The 18,259-nt window shown below is 41.0% G+C and carries 16 protein-coding genes; 8 read left to right on the plus strand and 8 right to left on the minus strand.

Features of this window, described 5'->3' with window-relative positions:
• The first annotated feature begins 143 nt into the window (after positions 1 to 143).
• From mvk to O3605_RS04985, 6 genes are all read left to right on the plus strand, one after another.
• Positions 144 to 1,022: a mevalonate kinase gene (mvk, locus tag O3605_RS04960; protein WP_371585371.1), complete on the plus strand. Its 879-nt coding sequence runs from the start codon at positions 144 to 146 to the stop codon at positions 1,020 to 1,022.
• Positions 1,004 to 1,954, plus strand: coding sequence for a diphosphomevalonate decarboxylase (gene mvaD, locus O3605_RS04965; protein ID WP_371585373.1), 951 nt, complete (start codon positions 1,004 to 1,006; stop codon positions 1,952 to 1,954). The genes mvk and mvaD overlap by 19 nt, the downstream gene beginning before the upstream one ends.
• Positions 1,944 to 2,951, plus strand: a complete 1,008-nt coding sequence (locus tag O3605_RS04970; RefSeq protein WP_371585375.1) for a phosphomevalonate kinase — start codon at positions 1,944 to 1,946, stop codon at positions 2,949 to 2,951. The genes mvaD and O3605_RS04970 overlap by 11 nt, the downstream gene beginning before the upstream one ends.
• Positions 2,948 to 3,952, plus strand: coding sequence for a type 2 isopentenyl-diphosphate Delta-isomerase (gene fni / locus O3605_RS04975; protein ID WP_371585377.1), 1,005 nt, complete (start codon positions 2,948 to 2,950; stop codon positions 3,950 to 3,952). The genes O3605_RS04970 and fni overlap by 4 nt, the downstream gene beginning before the upstream one ends.
• A gap of 412 nt (positions 3,953 to 4,364) precedes the next feature.
• Positions 4,365 to 6,026 carry a C69 family dipeptidase gene (locus O3605_RS04980; RefSeq protein ID WP_014713914.1) on the plus strand — a complete coding sequence of 554 codons (1,662 nt, stop codon included), beginning with the start codon at positions 4,365 to 4,367 and terminating at the stop codon, positions 6,024 to 6,026.
• The gene (locus O3605_RS04985) at positions 6,019 to 6,846 is read left to right on the plus strand and encodes a PrsW family glutamic-type intramembrane protease (RefSeq protein WP_371585378.1); all 828 of its coding nucleotides are present in this window, start codon (positions 6,019 to 6,021) and stop codon (positions 6,844 to 6,846) included. Before O3605_RS04980 ends, O3605_RS04985 begins: the two co-directional genes overlap by 8 nt.
• A 47-nt stretch (positions 6,847 to 6,893) precedes the next feature.
• Here the strand turns inward: O3605_RS04985 and O3605_RS04990 are convergent, their stop codons facing one another.
• From O3605_RS04990 to O3605_RS05005, 4 genes are all read right to left on the minus strand, one after another.
• Positions 6,894 to 8,156: a hydroxymethylglutaryl-CoA reductase, degradative gene (locus O3605_RS04990; protein ID WP_070586835.1), complete on the minus strand. Its 1,263-nt coding sequence runs from the start codon at positions 8,154 to 8,156 to the stop codon at positions 6,894 to 6,896.
• Positions 8,156 to 9,328 (minus strand): hydroxymethylglutaryl-CoA synthase, encoded by a 1,173-nt coding sequence (locus O3605_RS04995; RefSeq protein WP_070586837.1) that lies wholly within the window; start codon positions 9,326 to 9,328, stop codon positions 8,156 to 8,158. The genes O3605_RS04990 and O3605_RS04995 overlap by 1 nt, the downstream gene beginning before the upstream one ends.
• 186 nt (positions 9,329 to 9,514) lie before the next feature.
• The gene (locus O3605_RS05000) at positions 9,515 to 9,745 is read right to left on the minus strand and encodes a hypothetical protein (RefSeq protein WP_037608420.1); all 231 of its coding nucleotides are present in this window, start codon (positions 9,743 to 9,745) and stop codon (positions 9,515 to 9,517) included.
• 236 nt (positions 9,746 to 9,981) lie between these two features.
• On the minus strand, positions 9,982 to 10,602 hold the full coding sequence (locus O3605_RS05005) for a tetratricopeptide repeat protein (RefSeq protein WP_021153887.1): 621 nt from the start codon (positions 10,600 to 10,602) through the stop codon (positions 9,982 to 9,984).
• Between the two features lie 710 nt (positions 10,603 to 11,312).
• Here O3605_RS05005 and O3605_RS05010 point away from each other — a divergent pair.
• Positions 11,313 to 12,569 (plus strand): MFS transporter, encoded by a 1,257-nt coding sequence (locus O3605_RS05010; RefSeq protein ID WP_371585381.1) that lies wholly within the window; start codon positions 11,313 to 11,315, stop codon positions 12,567 to 12,569.
• Positions 12,570 to 12,651: 82 nt separating this feature from the next.
• Here O3605_RS05010 and O3605_RS05015 read toward each other — a convergent pair whose 3' ends face one another.
• On the minus strand, positions 12,652 to 12,825 hold the full coding sequence (locus tag O3605_RS05015; RefSeq protein WP_024053490.1) for a hypothetical protein: 174 nt from the start codon (positions 12,823 to 12,825) through the stop codon (positions 12,652 to 12,654).
• A gap of 80 nt (positions 12,826 to 12,905) precedes the next feature.
• On the opposite strand from O3605_RS05015, the gene O3605_RS05020 reads away from it, so the two are divergent.
• Complete coding sequence (locus tag O3605_RS05020; protein WP_037608378.1) at positions 12,906 to 13,112, plus strand: hypothetical protein; 207 nt, start codon at positions 12,906 to 12,908, stop codon at positions 13,110 to 13,112.
• Between the two features lie 1,116 nt (positions 13,113 to 14,228).
• Here the strand turns inward: O3605_RS05020 and O3605_RS05025 are convergent.
• The 3 genes from O3605_RS05025 to pflB all read right to left on the minus strand — a co-directional run bounded on the left by O3605_RS05025 (position 14,229) and on the right by pflB (position 18,193).
• A complete protein-coding gene (locus O3605_RS05025) occupies positions 14,229 to 14,696 on the minus strand; it encodes a threonine/serine exporter family protein (protein ID WP_003005049.1) in 468 nt (155 codons plus the stop codon).
• A 4-nt stretch (positions 14,697 to 14,700) separates the two neighbouring features.
• On the minus strand, positions 14,701 to 15,459 hold the full coding sequence (locus tag O3605_RS05030) for a threonine/serine exporter family protein (protein ID WP_023919150.1): 759 nt from the start codon (positions 15,457 to 15,459) through the stop codon (positions 14,701 to 14,703).
• A gap of 418 nt (positions 15,460 to 15,877) precedes the next feature.
• Positions 15,878 to 18,193 carry a formate C-acetyltransferase gene (pflB, locus tag O3605_RS05035; protein ID WP_003005386.1) on the minus strand — a complete coding sequence of 772 codons (2,316 nt, stop codon included), beginning with the start codon at positions 18,191 to 18,193 and terminating at the stop codon, positions 15,878 to 15,880.
• Between the last annotated feature and the right edge of the window lie 66 nt (positions 18,194 to 18,259).

The following is an 18,259-nucleotide window of genomic DNA, read 5'->3' on the forward strand; positions in this document are numbered from 1 at the left end:
GAAGGCTAGGATGATGGATCCTAGCCTTTTGCTATCTGTCAGATAGAACTCAACTCCGTCTTAGGTTGGATTTCCTTCAAAAGCATCGCTTTTTTGGCTGATTTATATTAAAATAGTAATGACCTTAATAGAGCGAGATGAATATGAACAAAGAGATAGGCGTCGGAAGGGCGCATAGTAAAATTATCTTAATTGGAGAGCATGCGGTGGTCTATGGTTATCCGGCTATTGCCTTGCCACTCCATCATATCGAAGTGATCTGCCAGATCGTCCCGGCAGATCGTCCATGGATTTTGTTTGAAGATGACACCTTGTCCATGGCAGTTTTTGCGTCTCTTGAGCACCTCGGGATTAAAGAGGCCCGGATTCGCTGTCGCATTCAGTCCATGGTACCGGAAAAACGGGGGATGGGATCGTCTGCAGCAGTGAGTATCGCAGCTATTCGTGCCGTTTTTGACTATTATCAAGAGGAGCTGGATGATGAGACCTTAGAAATCCTGGTCAACCGAGCAGAAACCATTGCCCATATGAATCCAAGTGGGCTCGATGCCAAGACTTGTTTGAGCGATCAAGCCATTAAATTCATCCGGAATGTAGGCTTTTACCCGCTGGAGCTGGGAATAAAAGCGAGCTTGGTGATTGCAGATACAGGGATTCATGGCAATACCCGTGAGGCGATCCAAAAGGTGGAAGCCAAAGGGCAGGAAGTTTTGTCCCATTTCCATGAGATTGGTCAGTTGACCCAGCAGGTGGAAGAGGCTCTAAAAATGAATGATCTAATGAGCCTAGGAAAGGCTCTGACTACTTGTCATGACCACTTGAGAGCCGTCGGTGTCAGCTGTGTTGAAGCAGACCATTTGGTCGCTGTTGCCCTTGAAAACGGGGCCTTAGGCGCTAAAATGAGCGGGGGTGGTCTTGGAGGCTGTGTGATTGCCCTCGTCAAGGATTCTCGTGAAGCAGCAACCATTGCCCATGCATTAGAAAAAGAAGGAGCGCACCATACATGGATCGAAAACCTGTAAAGGCTAAGTCCTATGCCAATATCGCGATTATCAAATACTGGGGAAAAGAAGATGCCAAACAGATGGTCCCTTCGACCAGTTCGATTTCGTTGACCTTAGAGAATATGTATACAGAGACGAGTCTCTCTCCCTTACCAGCAGATGCGACTGCGCATGAATTTTACATCGATGGGGAATTCCAAAATCCAGCTGAGCAAGCCAAAATTGGAGCTGTGATTGATGGCTTGAAGCCAGCAGATGAAGTAGGATTTGTTCGGGTGGATACCAGCAACAACATGCCAACCGCAGCAGGCTTGTCCTCTAGCTCGAGCGGGCTCTCTGCTCTCGTTAAGGCTTGCAATCGGTATTATGATTTGGGCTTGAGCCAGGAGGAATTAGCTCAAAAAGCCAAGTTTGCTTCGGGCTCTTCTTCACGGTCTTTCTTTGGACCCTTAGCAGCCTGGGACAAAGAAAGTGGAGAAATTTATAAGGTCCAAACAGACCTGAAACTCGCGATGATCATGCTGGTCCTCAATGACAAGCAAAAGCCCGTTTCCAGCCGGGAAGGGATGAAACGCTGCATGGAGACCTCGACTAATTTCAAAGAATGGATCGAAGAGTCTCGACAAGATTACAAGGATATGCTGGACTATCTAGCTGCCAATAATTTTGAACAGGTCGGTCAGCTGACAGAGCGCAATGCCCTTGCTATGCATGCGACGACTAGAACAGCCACTCCAGCCTTTAGCTACTTGACAGAAGAGAGCCACAAGGCTATGGACTTTGTCCGTGAGCTTCGCGCTGTAGGCCATGCTTGTTACTTTACCATGGATGCAGGGCCAAATGTTAAGGTTCTCTGTTTAGAAGAAGACTTGGATCAGCTGGTGCCTTTATTTGACGCCCGCTATCGGACCATCGTATCTAAGACAAAGGACCCTCAAGATGAAGACTAAGTATCAGGTACAGACTGGAGGCAAGCTCTATTTAGCTGGAGAATACGCGGTGCTAACACCTGGTTATGGAGCTGTGATTCAGTTTATCCCTATTTATCTGTCAGCTACCATCCAAGAATCTAGAAGCTATCAGCTAGCCTCAGATCTCTTTGGTTACCAGGTGGATTTGACCCCAAATAAGGACTACGCCTTGATTCAAGAGACCATTCAGCTCATGGAAGAGTGGCTGAAAGATCAGGGGATATCCCCTAAACCGTTTGATCTTCACCTAAGAGGGACGTTAGGCGAAGAGGGGAAAAAGTATGGGATTGGTTCCAGCGGAAGTGTGGTCTTGCTCGTGATCAAGGCCATGGCTGCTCTGTATGAACTAGACCTACATCCGGACCTGCTCTTTCGACTAGCAGCAATCGTCTTGGTGCAAAGAGGGGACAATGGTTCCATGGGCGATTTAGCTTGTATCGCCTTCGAGGACTTGATTTATTACCAATCCTTTGATCGGGCTTGGTTGCATGAAGTCTTGACTTCTCTGCCTCTTTCACAAGTTTTAGACCTGGATTGGGACTACCAGATCTGCTCGATCCAGCCAGCCATCTCTTATGATTTTCTGGTTGGTTGGACCAAGGAACCAGCGATTTCAAGTGATTTGATCCGCCAGGTCAAGGGAGCGATCAAGGAAGATTTTCTTCAGGAGAGTCAGAGTGCAGTGAAGAATCTTGAAAAAGGCCTCCGTGAAGGGAACCAAAAGGAAATCGAGACCAGTATCAAACGTGCGGATAAGAATCTAAAGTCTTTGAACCCTTTGATCTATACCCCAGCTCTAAAAGTTCTGCAAGAAGCGACAGAGGGACTTTCTGCCTGTGCCAAATCTAGTGGTGCCGGAGGAGGCGACTGTGGAATCGCCCTTAGTTTTGACCCAGTTGAGACTCAGACCTTGATAGAGCGCTGGAAGGAAAAGAATATTGAAGTCATTTACCAAGAAAGGATGGGAGATTCGTGAGCGAAAATCGAAAAGACCAGCATATTCGCTATGCCTTAGAGCAAAGCTCCTGCTATAATAGCTTTGATGAAATCGAGCTGATTCACCGATCCCTCCCCCTTGTGGATCTAGCGGAGATTGATCTAACAACCCATTTCGCAGGGCGTGATTGGGAGGTCCCTTTTTATATCAATGCCATGACAGGCGGGAGTAAACGGGCCAAAGAGATCAATCAAAAGTTGGCAGCAGTAGCCGAAGCCTGTGGGATTCTCTTTGTTACTGGCTCTTACAGTGCAGGGCTGAAGGATCCGAACGATCAATCGTATGCGGTCAAAAAAGACCATCCTCATCTTCTTTTAGCAGCCAACATTGGCATCGATAAAGAGCCAGATCTGGGCTTGCGAACAGTGGAAGAGCTACAACCTCTCTTTCTTCAAGTCCATGTGAATCTGATGCAAGAGTTGCTCATGCCCGAAGGGGAGCGGATTTTCCACACTTGGAAAGACCATCTAAAGAACTATGGGCAGGGCTTTCCTGTACCTGTAGTCCTGAAGGAAGTTGGCTTTGGTATGGATCCCAAAACAGTTCAGGCAGCGTTAGAAGCTGGGATCAAAACCGTCGATATTTCTGGTCGTGGTGGCACTAGTTTTGCCTATATTGAGAATCGTCGTGGTGGCAATCGTGCTTATCTGGATGATTGGGGACAATCAACTGCGCAGTGTCTCTTACAGTTACAGGATCAGATGGATCAGGTTGAGATCCTCGCAAGCGGGGGCATCCGTCATCCCCTTGATATGGTCAAGGCCTTAGTCCTTGGAGCGCGTGGCGTAGGACTATCCCGCGTTTTTCTTGAGATGGTAGAGACTAAGAGCGTTGAAGAAGTGATCGCCCTTGTCCAAGGATGGAAAGAAGATCTCAGATTGCTCCTTTGTGCGCTCGGTTGTCAGAACCTGAAAGAGCTCCGTGAAGTCGACTATCTCCTCTATGGAAAGTTGTGGCAAGCTCAGCAACAGAAAAAATGAAGAAAAATCATTTTAGAAACTTTCCTTAGGTGAGTACGGACGTCAGCGAACTTCTACGAAGTTCCATGACTTAGTTTTGAACCTAAGGTTTCAAAACTCCCGAGTGCCTGAAACAAAAACGTTTCAGGCACTTTTCTCACGGCGGAAAGTTTTCGTATATTATGATTCATTTTGAAAATCAGAACTCTTTTATAGTTCTTTGAAGAATCACTTAACTTATTTTACTTAAAAATTAGTTCCTATTCGTTTAGGATTGACAAAATAAGCCAATTTTTTCTTTTTTTTGAAAAAGTGTTCTCCTCAAAAATTCTGATAGTTTACGAATCGTTTACGGTTGCTGGAATCGCTTGCAAAATAGGCTTGTAAAAGAGTATACTAAATAAGGAAAAACATTTTTAAAAAGGAGTTTAGGATGAAGAAGCACTATTTTCGATCAGCTGTAGCAGCCTTGCTTCCGCTTTTGTTGATTGCTCAACCTGTTGAGGCTTGTACAGGGTTCATCATTGGGAAGAAACTGACGGCCGATGGCTCGACCTTGGTAGGGCGTACCGAAGATTTAGAGCCCAACCATAATAAAAATTTTGTGGTCAGAGAGCGTGTCTACAATAAAAAAGGAGCCATCTTTGAGGATGCTGCCAATGGTTTTCAATATCCCTTGCCAGAGATTAGCTATAAGTATACAGCGGTTCCAGATGTCACCCCTGATCAGGGAATTTTTGACGAAGCAGGATTCAACGAATATGGGGTTTCCATTTCAGCCACTGTATCTGCTTCAGCAAATGACAAGATCCAAAAAGTGGATCCCTATGTCAAGGATGGCCTCGCAGAATCGGGCTTGACCAGTATTGTTCTCCCTAGTGTGAAAACCGCAAGAGAAGGGGTTGAACTCATTGCTAAAATCGTCGAAGAAAAAGGCGCTGCAGAAGGAAATATTGTGACCATTGCCGATAAAGAAGGCGTCTGGTATATGGAAATCCTATCTGGCCATCAATATGCGGCCATTCTCTTTCCAGAAGATCGCTTTGCAGTCTTTCCAAATACTTTCTTCTTAGGTCATGTTGATTTATCGGATACAGAGCGTACGATTGCCTCAAAAGATCTTGAAAAAGTCGCCAAGGACGCAAATAGCTATAAGGAAGTGGATGGAAAATTCCATGTTTCTCAATCCTATAATCCGCCTTTGCAAGAAGCGGATCGCTCTCGGGTTTGGTCGGGGATCAAATCTCTAGACCCAAGCTCTCCTGTTAAATATGACGATGCGTCCTTTGACCTTCTTCATACAACCGATCGGAAATTAACTCTCCGCGATGCCATGAATCTCCAACGCAATCGTTTGGAAGGAACCAAATACAAACCACAGGATCAAATGGAGCTGGATGGAAAAGGCATCCCGAAAAAAGGAGAGTTTGATGCTGTTTATAAATACCCCATCTCCAATCCAAATGTCATGGAGGCCCATATTTTCCAACTGAAAGACGAGGTCCCAGCAAGTGCGGGTGGAGGCACCATGTGGCTGTCGATGGGTAGTCCGCGGAATGCTCCTTACCTACCGTACTATGGCAATATTCTCAACACCTATCAAGCCTACCAAGAATTAGGGGATCATTACAATGACCGCTCCTGGTATTGGACCATTTCAAGAATCAATGACCTTGTAGCCAAGTATCCTGATTTATTCGAAGATGGGGCGATTCGTACTGAAATGGAACGATTGGAATCTCAGTGGATGGTTGAACAAGATCTGAGTGATCAGGAACAAATTGCCCTTGCTTCTCAGCCTGAAGAAGCGAGTAAGAAGGCAACAGAGGAAGGAATAGCGAGAGCTGAGAAAACCTTCGAACGCTTGCAAGAAATTAGAAAAGAAGCAGAACAAAAGGTAGCAGATGAACACGGAAAAAGTGCTCTGCAAGATCTAGATGACGAAGAAGATGCTGCTTATGAAGAGAAAATTGATCTCGTTGATTTTGACTATGATTACATTTTAGCAGCAGGCTTGTTCGGAGCAACCCTTCTAGCGATTGTGATCTACCTCATTCGCTCAAAGAAACAAAAGGGAGGAAAACAAGATGACTAAAATTCAAAGAGCCTCGATCTATCTCTTTCTACTATTTGCAGGAATTGGCTTGGAGTTTGAACTCGGTCATCTTTCTCAACAAGAATTTAGCCAGTCTGCAGGCAGAGACTTGGTCTTGAACTTGTCTGTTTTAGCTGCTATTATTATCCCACTCTATCTCTTTTCAAAACGATTGGCCAAGCAGTTGACTGTCCCAACATATCTCTTATGGATTGCCATGTTTGGAGGAGCCTTCGTAGCAGGCTGGTTGAGCTTTTCAGGCAATAGCTTGATTGATATTATAAATAGCCATGTGATCAAGGATGCCACTGTCTTTAACAAGTGGACCGATGCTTTGACGGCCCCATTTTCAGAGGAATTCTTTAAGGCTCTGGTTGCCTTTTGGGTTGTCTTGATGGTTGGCAAGAAAGATCTAAAAGCGATTCTAATTGCAGGCTTGGGCTCTGGCTTTGGTTTTCAAATCATTGAGGATTTAGGATACGTTGCCCGCCAAACCAAAACCAGCCAATTAGCCGCGGTTACTGAGGCTATTAACCGGATCTCTGGTGGATTAGCTTCACACGCCCTCTATACGGCTGTTGTATCCGTTGGTGTCTTCCTCTTGTTGTCTCAAGTAACCCAGCAAAAGGAAAAACTCTTTGGGCTCTGGTGTGTTGTCTCGACAGTAGCCAATCACTTCTTATGGAACTCTCCGTTTTATGAAACAGACCATCGGATTAATCTTCTCGTCGGACTGCTCTTTGCCGTCCAAGTAGGGACCTTTATCGAAGTGGTGCTCTATACCAAGAAACATCCCGAGTTGCCATTTTTAAAACAATAAGAAAAATTTTTCAAAAACAAAAGAACTAAGACGTGGGTCTTAGTTCTTTATTTTCTCAATTCTTGTAAGAGTGTTTGTGCCTTCTCTAAGTTAAAGGGTTTGTTTTCAAGGAGTTGGCTGACCAATCGGGGAACTTCCTCTTCCTTAGCACCTGCTAGAAGGGCTAGGGAGCGTGCTTGGAGTTTCATATGTCCTGCTTGGATTCCTGTGGTGACAAGGGCTTTGAGGGCTGCGAAATTCTGCGCCAAACCGAGCGAAGCGATGATACCTGCTAATTCAATAGCAGAAGGTTCTCCTAGCAAACGGTGGCTGACTTGAACCGTTGGGTTGAGGCCGATAGAGCCCCCTTTTGTCGCAACTGGCATTGGCAGGGTGATCTCCCCATAGAGTTTTTTCTCTTCTGGCTGACTTGTCCAGTGGCTCAAGCCCTTGTATGAACCACTTTGTGCAGCATAGGCATGGGCTCCTGCTTCGATGGCCCGCCAGTCATTGCCTGTCGCAAGGACCAGGGCATCGATCCCGTTAAAAATTCCCTTGTTATGTGTGGCTGCACGGTAAGGATCCGCTTGAGCCAGTTGGCTAGCTAGCTCCATCCGGTGGGCAATCTCAATGGCTTCCTCAGGATTTCGACTCAGTGCTTTAAAATCGATCGCACACCGTGCACTCACCAAAGAGCGAGTGGCCAAGTTGGATAAAATTGCCATCAAGGCCTGACCACCAGAGAGTTCCTGGATGCGATCAGTCAGAGCTTCCAGCATCGTGTTGAGCATATTGGCTCCCATGGCTTCTTTAGGATCGACAGCCAAGTAGACAATAAGAAAGTCTCCCTTGTTTTCGACCCAAAGATCTCTCGCTCCACCTCCACGCTTAACGATAGAAGGATAGGCTTCATTAGCCAGCTGAAGAAGGCTTTCCCTGTCATCTAGGATGCGTTTGCTCGCAATTTCCCAATCCTTAACATCCGTCAGAGCAATCTCACCGATCATTTGGCGCTGGTGCACCTGGGTGGTGAAACCGCCCGAACGTTGGATGAGCTTGGCTGCAAAGCTGGCAGCCGCGACCACGGATGGTTCTTCTGTGACCATGGGAAGGACATAGTCACGACCATTGATCAGGAAATAAGGAGCGAGGCTAAAAGGCAAGTCAAAAGTCGACAAGACATTTTCCGTCAGTTGATCTGCAATAGAAAGGGGGAGTCCCTTTTGTTCTTTTAAGATCTGTGCTTCATCCCAAGTTAAGAGGCCTTCCTTCAGTAAGGCCTCTATGCGTTCTGTGGGAGAAAGTTTTGCAAAACCTGGTAATCGTGCCATTATTTTTCTACTTTCTGGTAAGTGCGTTGGTGTTCCTTGATCTCTGTCAAAGCAAAAGTTTGATGAGTAGCAGGCTCAAACACTTGATTGCCACTAGGATCTAGATCTACTTCCTCATAAAAGAGTCGTTCGTAGTCAGCAACACTAAGAACCGTCCGTTGGTCCAGTTTTTCCATGCGTTTGTGATCTAAGAGTTGCTCAAAACCAGGAACGAGATTGGCACTAAAGATCTCAGAAACCGCTCCACTTCCATAGCTAAAGAGGGCGATTCGGTCTCCAGCTTTGAGTTGGGGGTCATTTTCCAGTAGTGACAGCAAGCCTAGGAAAAGAGATCCAGTGTAGATATTTCCCACGCGTTGGCTGTATAGAATCGATTGATCAAAGTTGTATTGTAATTGATCTTTTTTCTCTTCTGACACTGACTTATCCAGGATTTTTTTCAAGCCCTTGAGAGCTAATTTCGGATAAGGCAAGTGGAAGCAGACGGCCGCAAAGTCTGTCAAGGCAAGGCCAGTCCGTTTCTGGTATTCCGCCCAGGTTGTTTTTAGAGAATCTAGATATTGTTGCGTTGAATAAATCCCATTCACGAAGGGAGTTGTCGCGTAATTTGGACGCCAAAAATCCATGACATCGCGTGTTTGGGCAACATTATCATCGTTAAAAGATAGAATACGAGGATTTTGGCTGATTAGCATGGCAACCGCTCCAGCCCCCTGTGTTGGTTCACCAGGAGTCCCAATTCCGTATTTAGCAATGTCACTGGCAATGACCAAAACCTTACTCTGTGGGAATTTTTCAACATGGAGTTTAGCATAATCCAAAGCAGCAGTTGCAGCATAGCAAGCTTCTTTCATCTCAAAAGAGCGAGCGAAAGGCTGGATGTCTAGTAAGCCATGGACAAACACAGCAGCGGCCTTACTCTGGTCGATTCCAGATTCTGTCGCAAGAATCACCATGTCGATCGCTTCTTTATCTTCGTCTGTTAAAATATCATCTGCTGCAGTAGCAGCCAATGTGACGATGTCTTCTGTGATCGGTGCAACACTTTGTTCTTTTAAGAGAAGACCCTTGCTCAGTTTTTCGGGATCAGTATCACGAGCAGCAGCCAAATCTTCTAAACGCAAGACATAAGGGCTCGTCGCAAAACCAATCTTATCAATCCCAATTGTCATTCTTAACCTCTTTTTTATTTGATATCTACTAGTATATTTCGTTACTATTTTACCATATTTAAGGGTAAAACTCCTTTGAAAAAGCTAGATCAGCAAGGAAATCATTCTCGGGACCGATTTTGCAATGTTTCAAAGAAAAATAGAGAATCTATAAGAAAAAGCCATCCTTAGATGGCTTTTCAACTCTTATCCTTGCTTATTTTTTTTAGGATTACTCATGATTCGTATGAAGAGTTCTTTGCATTTGTCTCTTAGAACTTTTTCGTAGAAGACGATTAAAGCGATGTACACAATCGTAAAGTTCAAGGTCAGATAGAACAAGTCAAATGAATTGCGGGCATAATCAGTTGCTAATAGATAGGAGGAGAGGGTTCCTAGGATCATCCAAGGAAGATACTTGATATACTTGCTTATCATCATACAGCACCTCGCATACTTTAAAGGATTTGTTTTTTCACTTTAATTGTAGTCCTTTTAAGTAAAAATGCAAGCGATTACACTTAGAGAAATTGAAAAACGAATATTATTTTGCATTAGTTTGAATGGAGAAAAACTATTTTAAGATAAGTGAAGCGATTACTTTAGTAACAAAAAAATTTTTTGAGCTAATCATTGTCAATTATGTACTTTATTTAAGCAAACTAATGACAAAATCATCGATTAATCAATTCCTCAATTTCCTTTACCCCTTCAAACTCTCCAACACTTTCGAAAAGTTCTATAGCTCGTTTGAAATGTCTATTGGATAATTCCGTATCTTCCAAGGCTAAATAGATTTCACCTAACCCTCTATAGCTACAAGCTTGAGAAATCACATCATCAGTCTCTAAAGATTGTTCCAGTGACAGATTCATGAATGTAAGAGCTTCATTAAGATTGTTTAATTTCAATCTCAAATAGCCTTGTTCGTAGTTATTCACAGCTTTCTTTAGATTATCATTGGGGAAATGCTCTTCAATTATCTCCTCTTCATTTTCAATGAGTTTTAAAGCCTTATGAAAATTCCCCTGCTCTCTGTAGATCATTGCTAATTGATGTAATCCAATGTGTTCATGTTCTTTATCTTCATTTTGTTGAGCTAATAAAATGTATTTCTCAAAGATATGGGTACACGAGGCATAGTCTTTTTCTGCCAATAATAAATACCCCATCAGATTTAAAAGGCTAAAATCTGTACAGGTATCAATGGAAAAATCTTGTTCAACCAACTTTTTAGCTTCTGATGTTTTTCCCTCCAGAAACAAGTCCCAAGCCACATCAATTTTAGAAACCATCTATTTTCCCCCTTACCTATAAACAACCTTCATAAAATAAAATCACTCAATAAGAATATGCTAAATCCTATCTTTATAAATTTAATCCACTATGCTAAAGTATAGCAAAAAGCCCAAATAACTACTATTTGGGCAAAATGTTACTTAGTTTCTTTTTAAACGAGCAATGAGTAACTTAATAAGATAAGCTAGAACTACAAGTGCTACTACGCGTGATAATAGATAGAAAATAGAATAAACAAAATAGATTTGCATATCTGACACCTCCCAAATAAAAGAGATTAACCATCTTGTCCTCAATATTATTGTACTCCCGTTCAAAAGCGGTGTCAAGAGTTGTGACAAATAGTATCAACATCTAGAATGAAGTTAAAGCCTATAAAAAGCAAAATAAATCAATCTGTTCCATTTTGAAATCCTTTAACGATTGTAAAATATATCCTATTTTAGAAGAGGTACGTATGAAGTTATCAATTTAGATAATGTCAAAGCAAGAGAGAAATATAATTAGTAAACATAAATACAATATTTTTTACATTTTTTATTATACTTTTATTAGTATAATTGGTAAAATCTTAATTAACAAAAATTATGTTTTATCTACTATCCCAATTACCTTACAACACAGGTTGATTGAATAGGATTAGATAACCGAAGTAATGTTGAAACGAATGGAGGGGGCTAATATTAAGAATTTAATAAGTGATCAAATGTCTAATAGACAAATTATCAAAGACTTTATTAGTAGTTTGATTAGTTCTTTAAGTGGAAAAGCTTTTAATTTTGCTTTAGGATTAATGTTACTGGACCAAACAAAATCGGCAATGAGTTTTGGAATCAATATGATCATCTATCCTTTAGTTAGTTTGATTTTCTTGCTTCCAATCGGTAATTTAGTAGACAGATACCGTCATAAAAAGATCTTAATTTATAATTTTATCTTTAGGCTTATAATCTTTCTTCTGTTTTATGCTTTTTATTTTTTAACGAATACATCTACTATCTTATATTTAGTAATTCCGTTTGTCATACTTCACTCTGTCACAGTTAACATCAATGATACTTGTTATTCAGCCTCTATCCACGAGTTAGTAAATGATACAAAAATTCAACGATTAAGCTCTGTTACACAAACCGCCATTGCTATCGCAACCATGCTTTCCCCAGCTATTGGAGTCATTCTTTATAATTGGTTAGGCTTCTCAGGCTTTATTCTTATAGAAATCATTGCAAATATCCTTTCTTTAGGTGTCTTACTTACCATGAAATTCTTCTATGAACACGAAGAGCAAGAAGCTAAGATTAAACAGAATGAAAAGCATCAACACGGGGTCAAAGAAATTATCCAATTCTTAAAAGAAAATCAGATTGTAAAATATATTATTCTCGTTAGTGTTGTACTGAATTTTTTCTATACTTCCATTAGCATTGGAGTGCCATTTGTAGTCAAAGAGCAACTCTTATTAGATAATGCAACAGTAGGTATCCTAGAAACAATGTCTGCAGTTGGAATGTTATTAGCCAGTGTGTCTATGTCACTATTGCCAGACAAAAAAGAAAATAATACACTTCTCTCTAAAAGAATTCGCATTCCACTTTTTCTTCTAACCATCGCAATCGTTGGTTTGGGTATTACATTTGCAATTACTAACACCCAAGTGATTATTTCTTCCGTTGGCGGTTTATTTATGGGAATTATCGCATTCACTCTTGTTATTCTAAATATTGTCGTCATGACCTATCTTCAAAGTAGTATTGAAACAAATTATTTAGGAAGAGTAATGAGTACTTTGTTCACACTAAATACGTCTATCATGCCGATCGGTACCATTGTATTTACTTATCTATTTCAAAAAGAAATAAACGGAGGTCTAATATTCGTATTTGGAGGAGTTTCTCTCCTGATCTATACGATGATAATGTTACCTCGAATCTATAGAATACTCAAAAAAGAACACATTTATTGATATTGAAACAAAAGCAGTATTAAAACGTAAAACGAAAAAGACAAGGATAAAACACCTTGTCTTTTTTTAAATTCTATTACTATTACTGCCTAAAAACATCAGGTAAATTACTATTAATTACCCTGAGGCCATCGTTTATATATTGACCCAAAACGTCAAATCCGTTATAAATTCCGTTATAAATAAAGAGTCCTAAAATTATAGATGAAATAATAATACTTGCACAAATAAAATATGTACGATTTTTTTCATTCATAAGGTCAATCCTCCTTTTTATTTGTATTCGCTTACATTTTATCGTATACTACTAATGTAGTAAAGGAAGAAGGTGTTCTTATGCTAAAAAAATATTTTTCAAAATATAAATGGACTGATTTATTTTGGATTCTATTTGTGATTTTGACATGCATCTATATAGGAAACCGTGATTTGCTTCCTCTTAATCATCAAGAATTTTCTCTTCGTGGTAGTTTCTGGGGATTTGTACTTGCATTATATCACTTACTATTCATTGATAAATTTGTTATCTCTAATCGGAAGTGAAACGATACTAGGTAAAAACTCAATTTCAGGAGAAAATAAAGTAAATCTCCCCACAATAAAACGCATAGTATCAAGGTTTTTCAAAACCTAATATTATGCGTTTTTTGATCCTAAAGACTTTTCCCTATTCTTGTTTATTTTGATGTATAGTCCAGATAAATACAATTCAAATTAGATTACGTCTATCTATTTATTTTATCTTTTATTTGCTTTAATTCCTTTATCTCTTTTAGAATACTAAAAATATAGAAACTAAATAGAACTACACATAAAAAAGATAAAACAAAGAAACCAAACGGAAGTTTTCTTCCCATACCAGCTACTATTCCAAGGGATAAAATACCGGTAGCCATTATGGAAATTATGACGATAAACCACAAGTAAATCATGTAAAACTTATAAAGATAGCAAAAGGACTTATTTTTTTGTTTAGGCTTATCCTTCCATTTTAAATAAAAGAAATAAGGTGTATTAATAATTAAAATAAATAAAAATCTCATCTCTAGCACAACTTTTTACTTTCTATTTTGGATTTCCCACAAGATCTCCCAACTTCCAAATACCAAGCCAAAAAGAAATTGTTAGCATGATAAAGAATGCAAGGAACATATTATCGACTAGATTTTTACTCATCAAGCATAGTTCTCTAGCTATGTAAGGAGACACGGGGAACAAAATGCACTGTATTATAGTAATTATTTTTTTCATGATTCATTAATAATACTGTCACATATGATACAGTATACTCCTTTCTAGGAAGATTTCTTTTTATCCCTATATTTATTATAGGCCTACAGCAATTTAGATTCAATTTTTAATATGTGAAAGTAGTTTCAGAATAATTTACAAAAAAAAATAAAGTACACTTTTTAAAGAATGTACTTTATGCATCTAATTCAGTTAAATCAATGGTTTAGCTTTAGTTTAGTCAATTGTACATAAACTTTTAGTTTTCTTCAAAAAATAAAAATGAGTTCCAATTGTTAAAATGAATCAAGAAAATACAAAAACTTTCCGCCGTGAGAAAAGTGCTAGAAACACGATTGTTTCTAGCACTCGGGAGTTTTGGACCTAAGGAAAGTTTTTAAGAAGACTTTGTCACCAACATGACAAATGCTAGTTGGCATTGGTCATTTTTCTTTTTTGATGGCGTTGGTAAGAATGGTAGAGTTTCAAGACAACGGAGCCGCTAGCCATCCCGATGGAGATCACCAAGGCCAGAATAACCACCAGGGTCACGCTGGTCACTGCTTGGCGATATTGGCCACTGACAAAGAAGGAAGTAGTCCGATAGGAAATATATCCAGGAACCAAGGGTGCGAGAATGGACAACATAAAGACCACAACAGGCGTCTTGAGAATGATACTTAAAATCTGACTGATACAGGAGCCGACAATGGCTGCAATAAAGGTTGCAACGATGACATTGGTAGGCCCTTTCAGGATATAGTAAAGTAGCCAGATGCCCATACCGAGGATTCCTCCAGGAATCAACATGGAGCGTTGCACATTTAGGACGATTAAAAAGGTGATGATGGCAATCAAACTGGCCACCGCTTGGATTAAAAATTCAGTTAGGTTCATGATTTTATTTCATAAGGACGAGGGCAACGGTTGTACCGGCACCAAGTGCAAGAGTAATGAGGAGAGTCTCAAAGAGTTTGCTCATCCCAGAGTTGAGGTGGTAATTCATCAGATCTCGGACGGCATTGGTCATGGCGATTCCAGGAACGAAGGGCATGACACAGCCTGCGATAATGAGATCGGTATTGGAAGGAAAACCACTATAGCGCGTCCAGATATGGGCCAAAAAACCAAAGACAAAGGCGGCCGCAAAGGCAGTGGCAAAAGGAATGCGAACGTATTTCTCAACGACAAGAGAAAAAGCAAAGGCAAAGACAGTCGCAATACCCGCTCCAATCGCATCATAGAAATTTCCTCCAAACATGATGGAGAAGAAAGGCGCACTGAGAGTTGCTGCAATGGTCAACTGGAGATTGGTATAAGGAACTCGCTTCATTTTCAACTCGCTCAGGGCTTGGTAGGCTTGCTCGAGATCGATCTCTCCAGAGACGAGTTGACGAGAGATCTGATTGACATCACAGACCTTTTCGATATTGTAATTGGTCCGCAAGATCCGTTTCATGCGCGTGACATTGGCATTCTCGATTGAAAAGAAAATAGCGACTGGCATCGCTAAAACATTGCAATCGACGATTCCCTGTGAATGGGCGATCCGGATCATGGTATCTTCGACCCGGTGAATCTCAGAACCGCTCTCTATCAGGAGGGTTCCAGCTAACATCAGGACGTCGATCACTTGGTTGATCTGTTTTGACTCTTCCATAATTTCCTTCTTACTAAATAATCTGTTTCTATTATAGCAAAAAAGGACGAGAGACAGAACTAAAATTTGACAATTCTAGTTTGTTTCTTATCCTTTCTGAATTCGTTTAGAATAGCTATTGTTTAGGCTTATCATTCGTTAACTCGGGTGGTGGTGCTGCACGGTGCTATCCTGGACGAGAAGGGTTGCTAAAAAGATCAGTGCAATCAGGATAAAGAGCCAAATAATAGCGAAAATAAATGTTAAAAACATAGGATCACCCCTTCTATCTTATTTACAGCTCTACTATAACACTTGGAGAAAGCGCTGTCAAACTCTATATAGTAGGCTCTTAAACTCTTTCAAAATTCAGAATACTCTTGCGATGGGGATGAAAAAACCAGCCGTTTCCGACTGGTTTTTAAGACCTATTTGAATCTTAGTTCAAGGCATCATCCATTGAAAGAACTTCGTGGAAGACACGTTGTGTCAATTCAGTTTTTTGTTCTGGAGTGAGGTATTTAGTGTTTACACAGTATCCAGAGATACGAACGATAACGTCTTCACCTGACATGATCTTTTCGTAAACATCGTTCAAGTCCATAACGTTCAAGTTACAGTGTTGTCCACCGTTTTCGAAGTATCCATCAAGGATGGTTACCAAGTTATCCACTTGTTCATCACGAGTCTTACCAAGAGCACGTGGAGATACTTGAGTTGTCAATGAGATACCATCAGCTGCATAACCAAAGTCAAGGCTAGCAAGTGAGTTCAAGTTTTGCAACCATCCACCTTTAGCTTTGTTAGATGGGTTAGCCCCTGGTGAGAAGAATTCCAATTTAGACAAGTTCACAGAACCATCTTCGTTGAGGTATACCCCTTTGTGGACTGGTGAGTTACCAGTTTGTTTAGAGTAAGCAACGTTAGAAGTGATAGTCAAAAGTGAAACTGTAGCTTCTGCGTTCTTGTAAAGTTTGTGGCTGCGAAGACGAGTAGTGTAAGCTTCGATCAACCATTCTGCCAATTCGTTAGAACGTGGGTCATCTTCACCCCAACGTGGGTATTCACCGATTGTTTCGTAATCGTAGATGTAACCATCTTCGTCACGGATTGGTTTAACAGTAGCGTATTTGATTGCTGACAAAGTATCAACAGTGTTAGCGAATCCACAGATACCGAATCCCATGTTAGCGCGTTGGTGAGTTGGCAAGAAGGCCATTTGAACAGCTTCGTAGTTGTACTTATCAGTCATGTAGTGGATGATGTTCAAAGCATCTACGTAAGTGTCTGTCAACCAGTCAAGAGATTTTTCGAAGTTTGCTTTAACAGATTCGAATTCAAGAACTTCGTCACGGATTGGATCGATGTCAAATACTTTATAGTCTTTATGAACATCGTCGTAACCACCGTTCAAACCAGTAAGAAGAGCTTTAAGAACGTTAACACGAGCACCGAAGTATTGGATGTTGTGGCGTTGTTCTTCGTTTTCTGGGTCAAGTGGAGATACACAACATGAGATACAGCTCATTTCACCGTATCCGTCTTTCGCCATTGTTGTTACACCTTCGTATTGGATAGAAGAGTGTTTATGGCTCATGTGCATACAGTAGCGACGGAAGTTGTATGGCAATTTGTCAGTCCAAAGAACTGTCAAGTTTGGTTCTGGAGAGTTACCGATGTTGTCCAAAGTGTTCAAGAAACGGTAGTCCATCTTAGTAACACGGTGACGACCGTCGTTACCCATACCAGCCATTGATGTTGTGATGAAGGTTGGGTCACCTGAGTACAATTCGTCGTAAGCTTTTGTACGAGCAAATTTAACAGTACGCAATTTCATAACGAAATCATCAACGAATTCTTGGATTTCTGATTCAGTGTAAGTACCACGAGCCAAGTCACGTTCAGCGTAGATATCCAAAACGATTGGCACACGTCCAAGAGAAGTAGCAGCACCGTTGATCACACGGCAGACAGCCATGAAGGCGATGTTTGTCCATTGGATCGCTTCTTTTGTATCGAAGGCAGGACGACGTACGTCTACACCATAAAGGTCACCCAATTTAACAACTTCTTGAAGTGCTTGGTATTGAAGGTTTACTTCTTCACGAAGACGGATTGATTCTTCATCGATTTCAGTAATAGAGTTCCAGTCGTTTGCTTTTTCAGCCATCAAGTAGTCAGCACCGTAAAGAGCCAAACGAGCATAAACCCCGATGATACGTCCACGAGAGTAAGCGTCTGGAAGACCAGTTACAGTGTGAGCGTGACGAGCGCGACGGATGTTAGAAGTGTAAGCACGGAAGATACCGTCGTTTACAGTTGTAACGTATTTTGTGAAGATTTCATGAACTGCTGGATCTGGTTCGTATCCATTTTCTTTCAAAGTAGTTTCCGCCATACGGATACCACCACGAGGCATGAAGTTCAATTTGAACAACTCATCATTTTGGATACCGAAGATGACTTCGTTTTCTTTGTCGATATATCCAGCTGCGATATCAGCGATAGATGTTGGACGGTTATCGTATGGGAAACGAGTTTCTTCGTAATGAGCTTTTGTTTCTTCAACAATCTTCTTGATGTGAAGAGAACGTTCAGTTGGACCAGCTAGGAAGCTTTCATCTCCATCATAAGGTGTGTAGTTAGCTTGAACGAAGCGAGAAACGCTTGCTTTTTCTTTCCAATCTTCACCTTTGAAGCCTTCCCAGGCTTTGTCAAAAATATCTTGTGCTTCAACGACTGTTTTAACAACCATTTTTATTTTCCTCTATTGTCTTTCTAGCAACTATATCTGTTGCATTTACAATAGTAGTATACCATA

This window comes from Streptococcus sp. 27098_8_99 (assembly GCF_041431935.1).
GTDB classification, from domain to species: Bacteria; Bacillota; Bacilli; order Lactobacillales; family Streptococcaceae; genus Streptococcus; species Streptococcus parasanguinis_D.

Bases quoted from the DNA above. Each gene is read 5' to 3' on its own strand.
- O3605_RS05015 (WP_024053490.1), bottom strand. From the start codon at position 12,825: ATGAATGAAAAAAATCGTACATATTTTATTTGTGCAAGTATTATTATT.
- O3605_RS05000 (WP_037608420.1), bottom strand. From the start codon at position 9,745: ATGATAAGCAAGTATATCAAGTATCTTCCTTGGATGATCCTAGGAACC.
- O3605_RS04980 (WP_014713914.1), top strand. From the start codon at position 4,365: ATGAAGAAGCACTATTTTCGATCAGCTGTAGCAGCCTTGCTTCCGCTT.
- O3605_RS05005 (WP_021153887.1), bottom strand. From the start codon at position 10,602: ATGGTTTCTAAAATTGATGTGGCTTGGGACTTGTTTCTGGAGGGAAAA.
- O3605_RS04985 (WP_371585378.1), top strand. From the start codon at position 6,019: ATGACTAAAATTCAAAGAGCCTCGATCTATCTCTTTCTACTATTTGCA.
- O3605_RS04995 (WP_070586837.1), bottom strand. From the start codon at position 9,328: ATGACAATTGGGATTGATAAGATTGGTTTTGCGACGAGCCCTTATGTC.
- mvaD (WP_371585373.1), top strand. From the start codon at position 1,004: ATGGATCGAAAACCTGTAAAGGCTAAGTCCTATGCCAATATCGCGATT.
- O3605_RS05010 (WP_371585381.1), top strand. From the start codon at position 11,313: ATGTCTAATAGACAAATTATCAAAGACTTTATTAGTAGTTTGATTAGT.
- pflB (WP_003005386.1), bottom strand. From the start codon at position 18,193: ATGGTTGTTAAAACAGTCGTTGAAGCACAAGATATTTTTGACAAAGCC.
- mvk (WP_371585371.1), top strand. From the start codon at position 144: ATGAACAAAGAGATAGGCGTCGGAAGGGCGCATAGTAAAATTATCTTA.
- O3605_RS04970 (WP_371585375.1), top strand. From the start codon at position 1,944: ATGAAGACTAAGTATCAGGTACAGACTGGAGGCAAGCTCTATTTAGCT.
- O3605_RS05030 (WP_023919150.1), bottom strand. From the start codon at position 15,459: ATGGAAGAGTCAAAACAGATCAACCAAGTGATCGACGTCCTGATGTTA.
- O3605_RS05025 (WP_003005049.1), bottom strand. From the start codon at position 14,696: ATGAACCTAACTGAATTTTTAATCCAAGCGGTGGCCAGTTTGATTGCC.
- O3605_RS04990 (WP_070586835.1), bottom strand. From the start codon at position 8,156: ATGGCACGATTACCAGGTTTTGCAAAACTTTCTCCCACAGAACGCATA.
- O3605_RS05020 (WP_037608378.1), top strand. From the start codon at position 12,906: ATGCTAAAAAAATATTTTTCAAAATATAAATGGACTGATTTATTTTGG.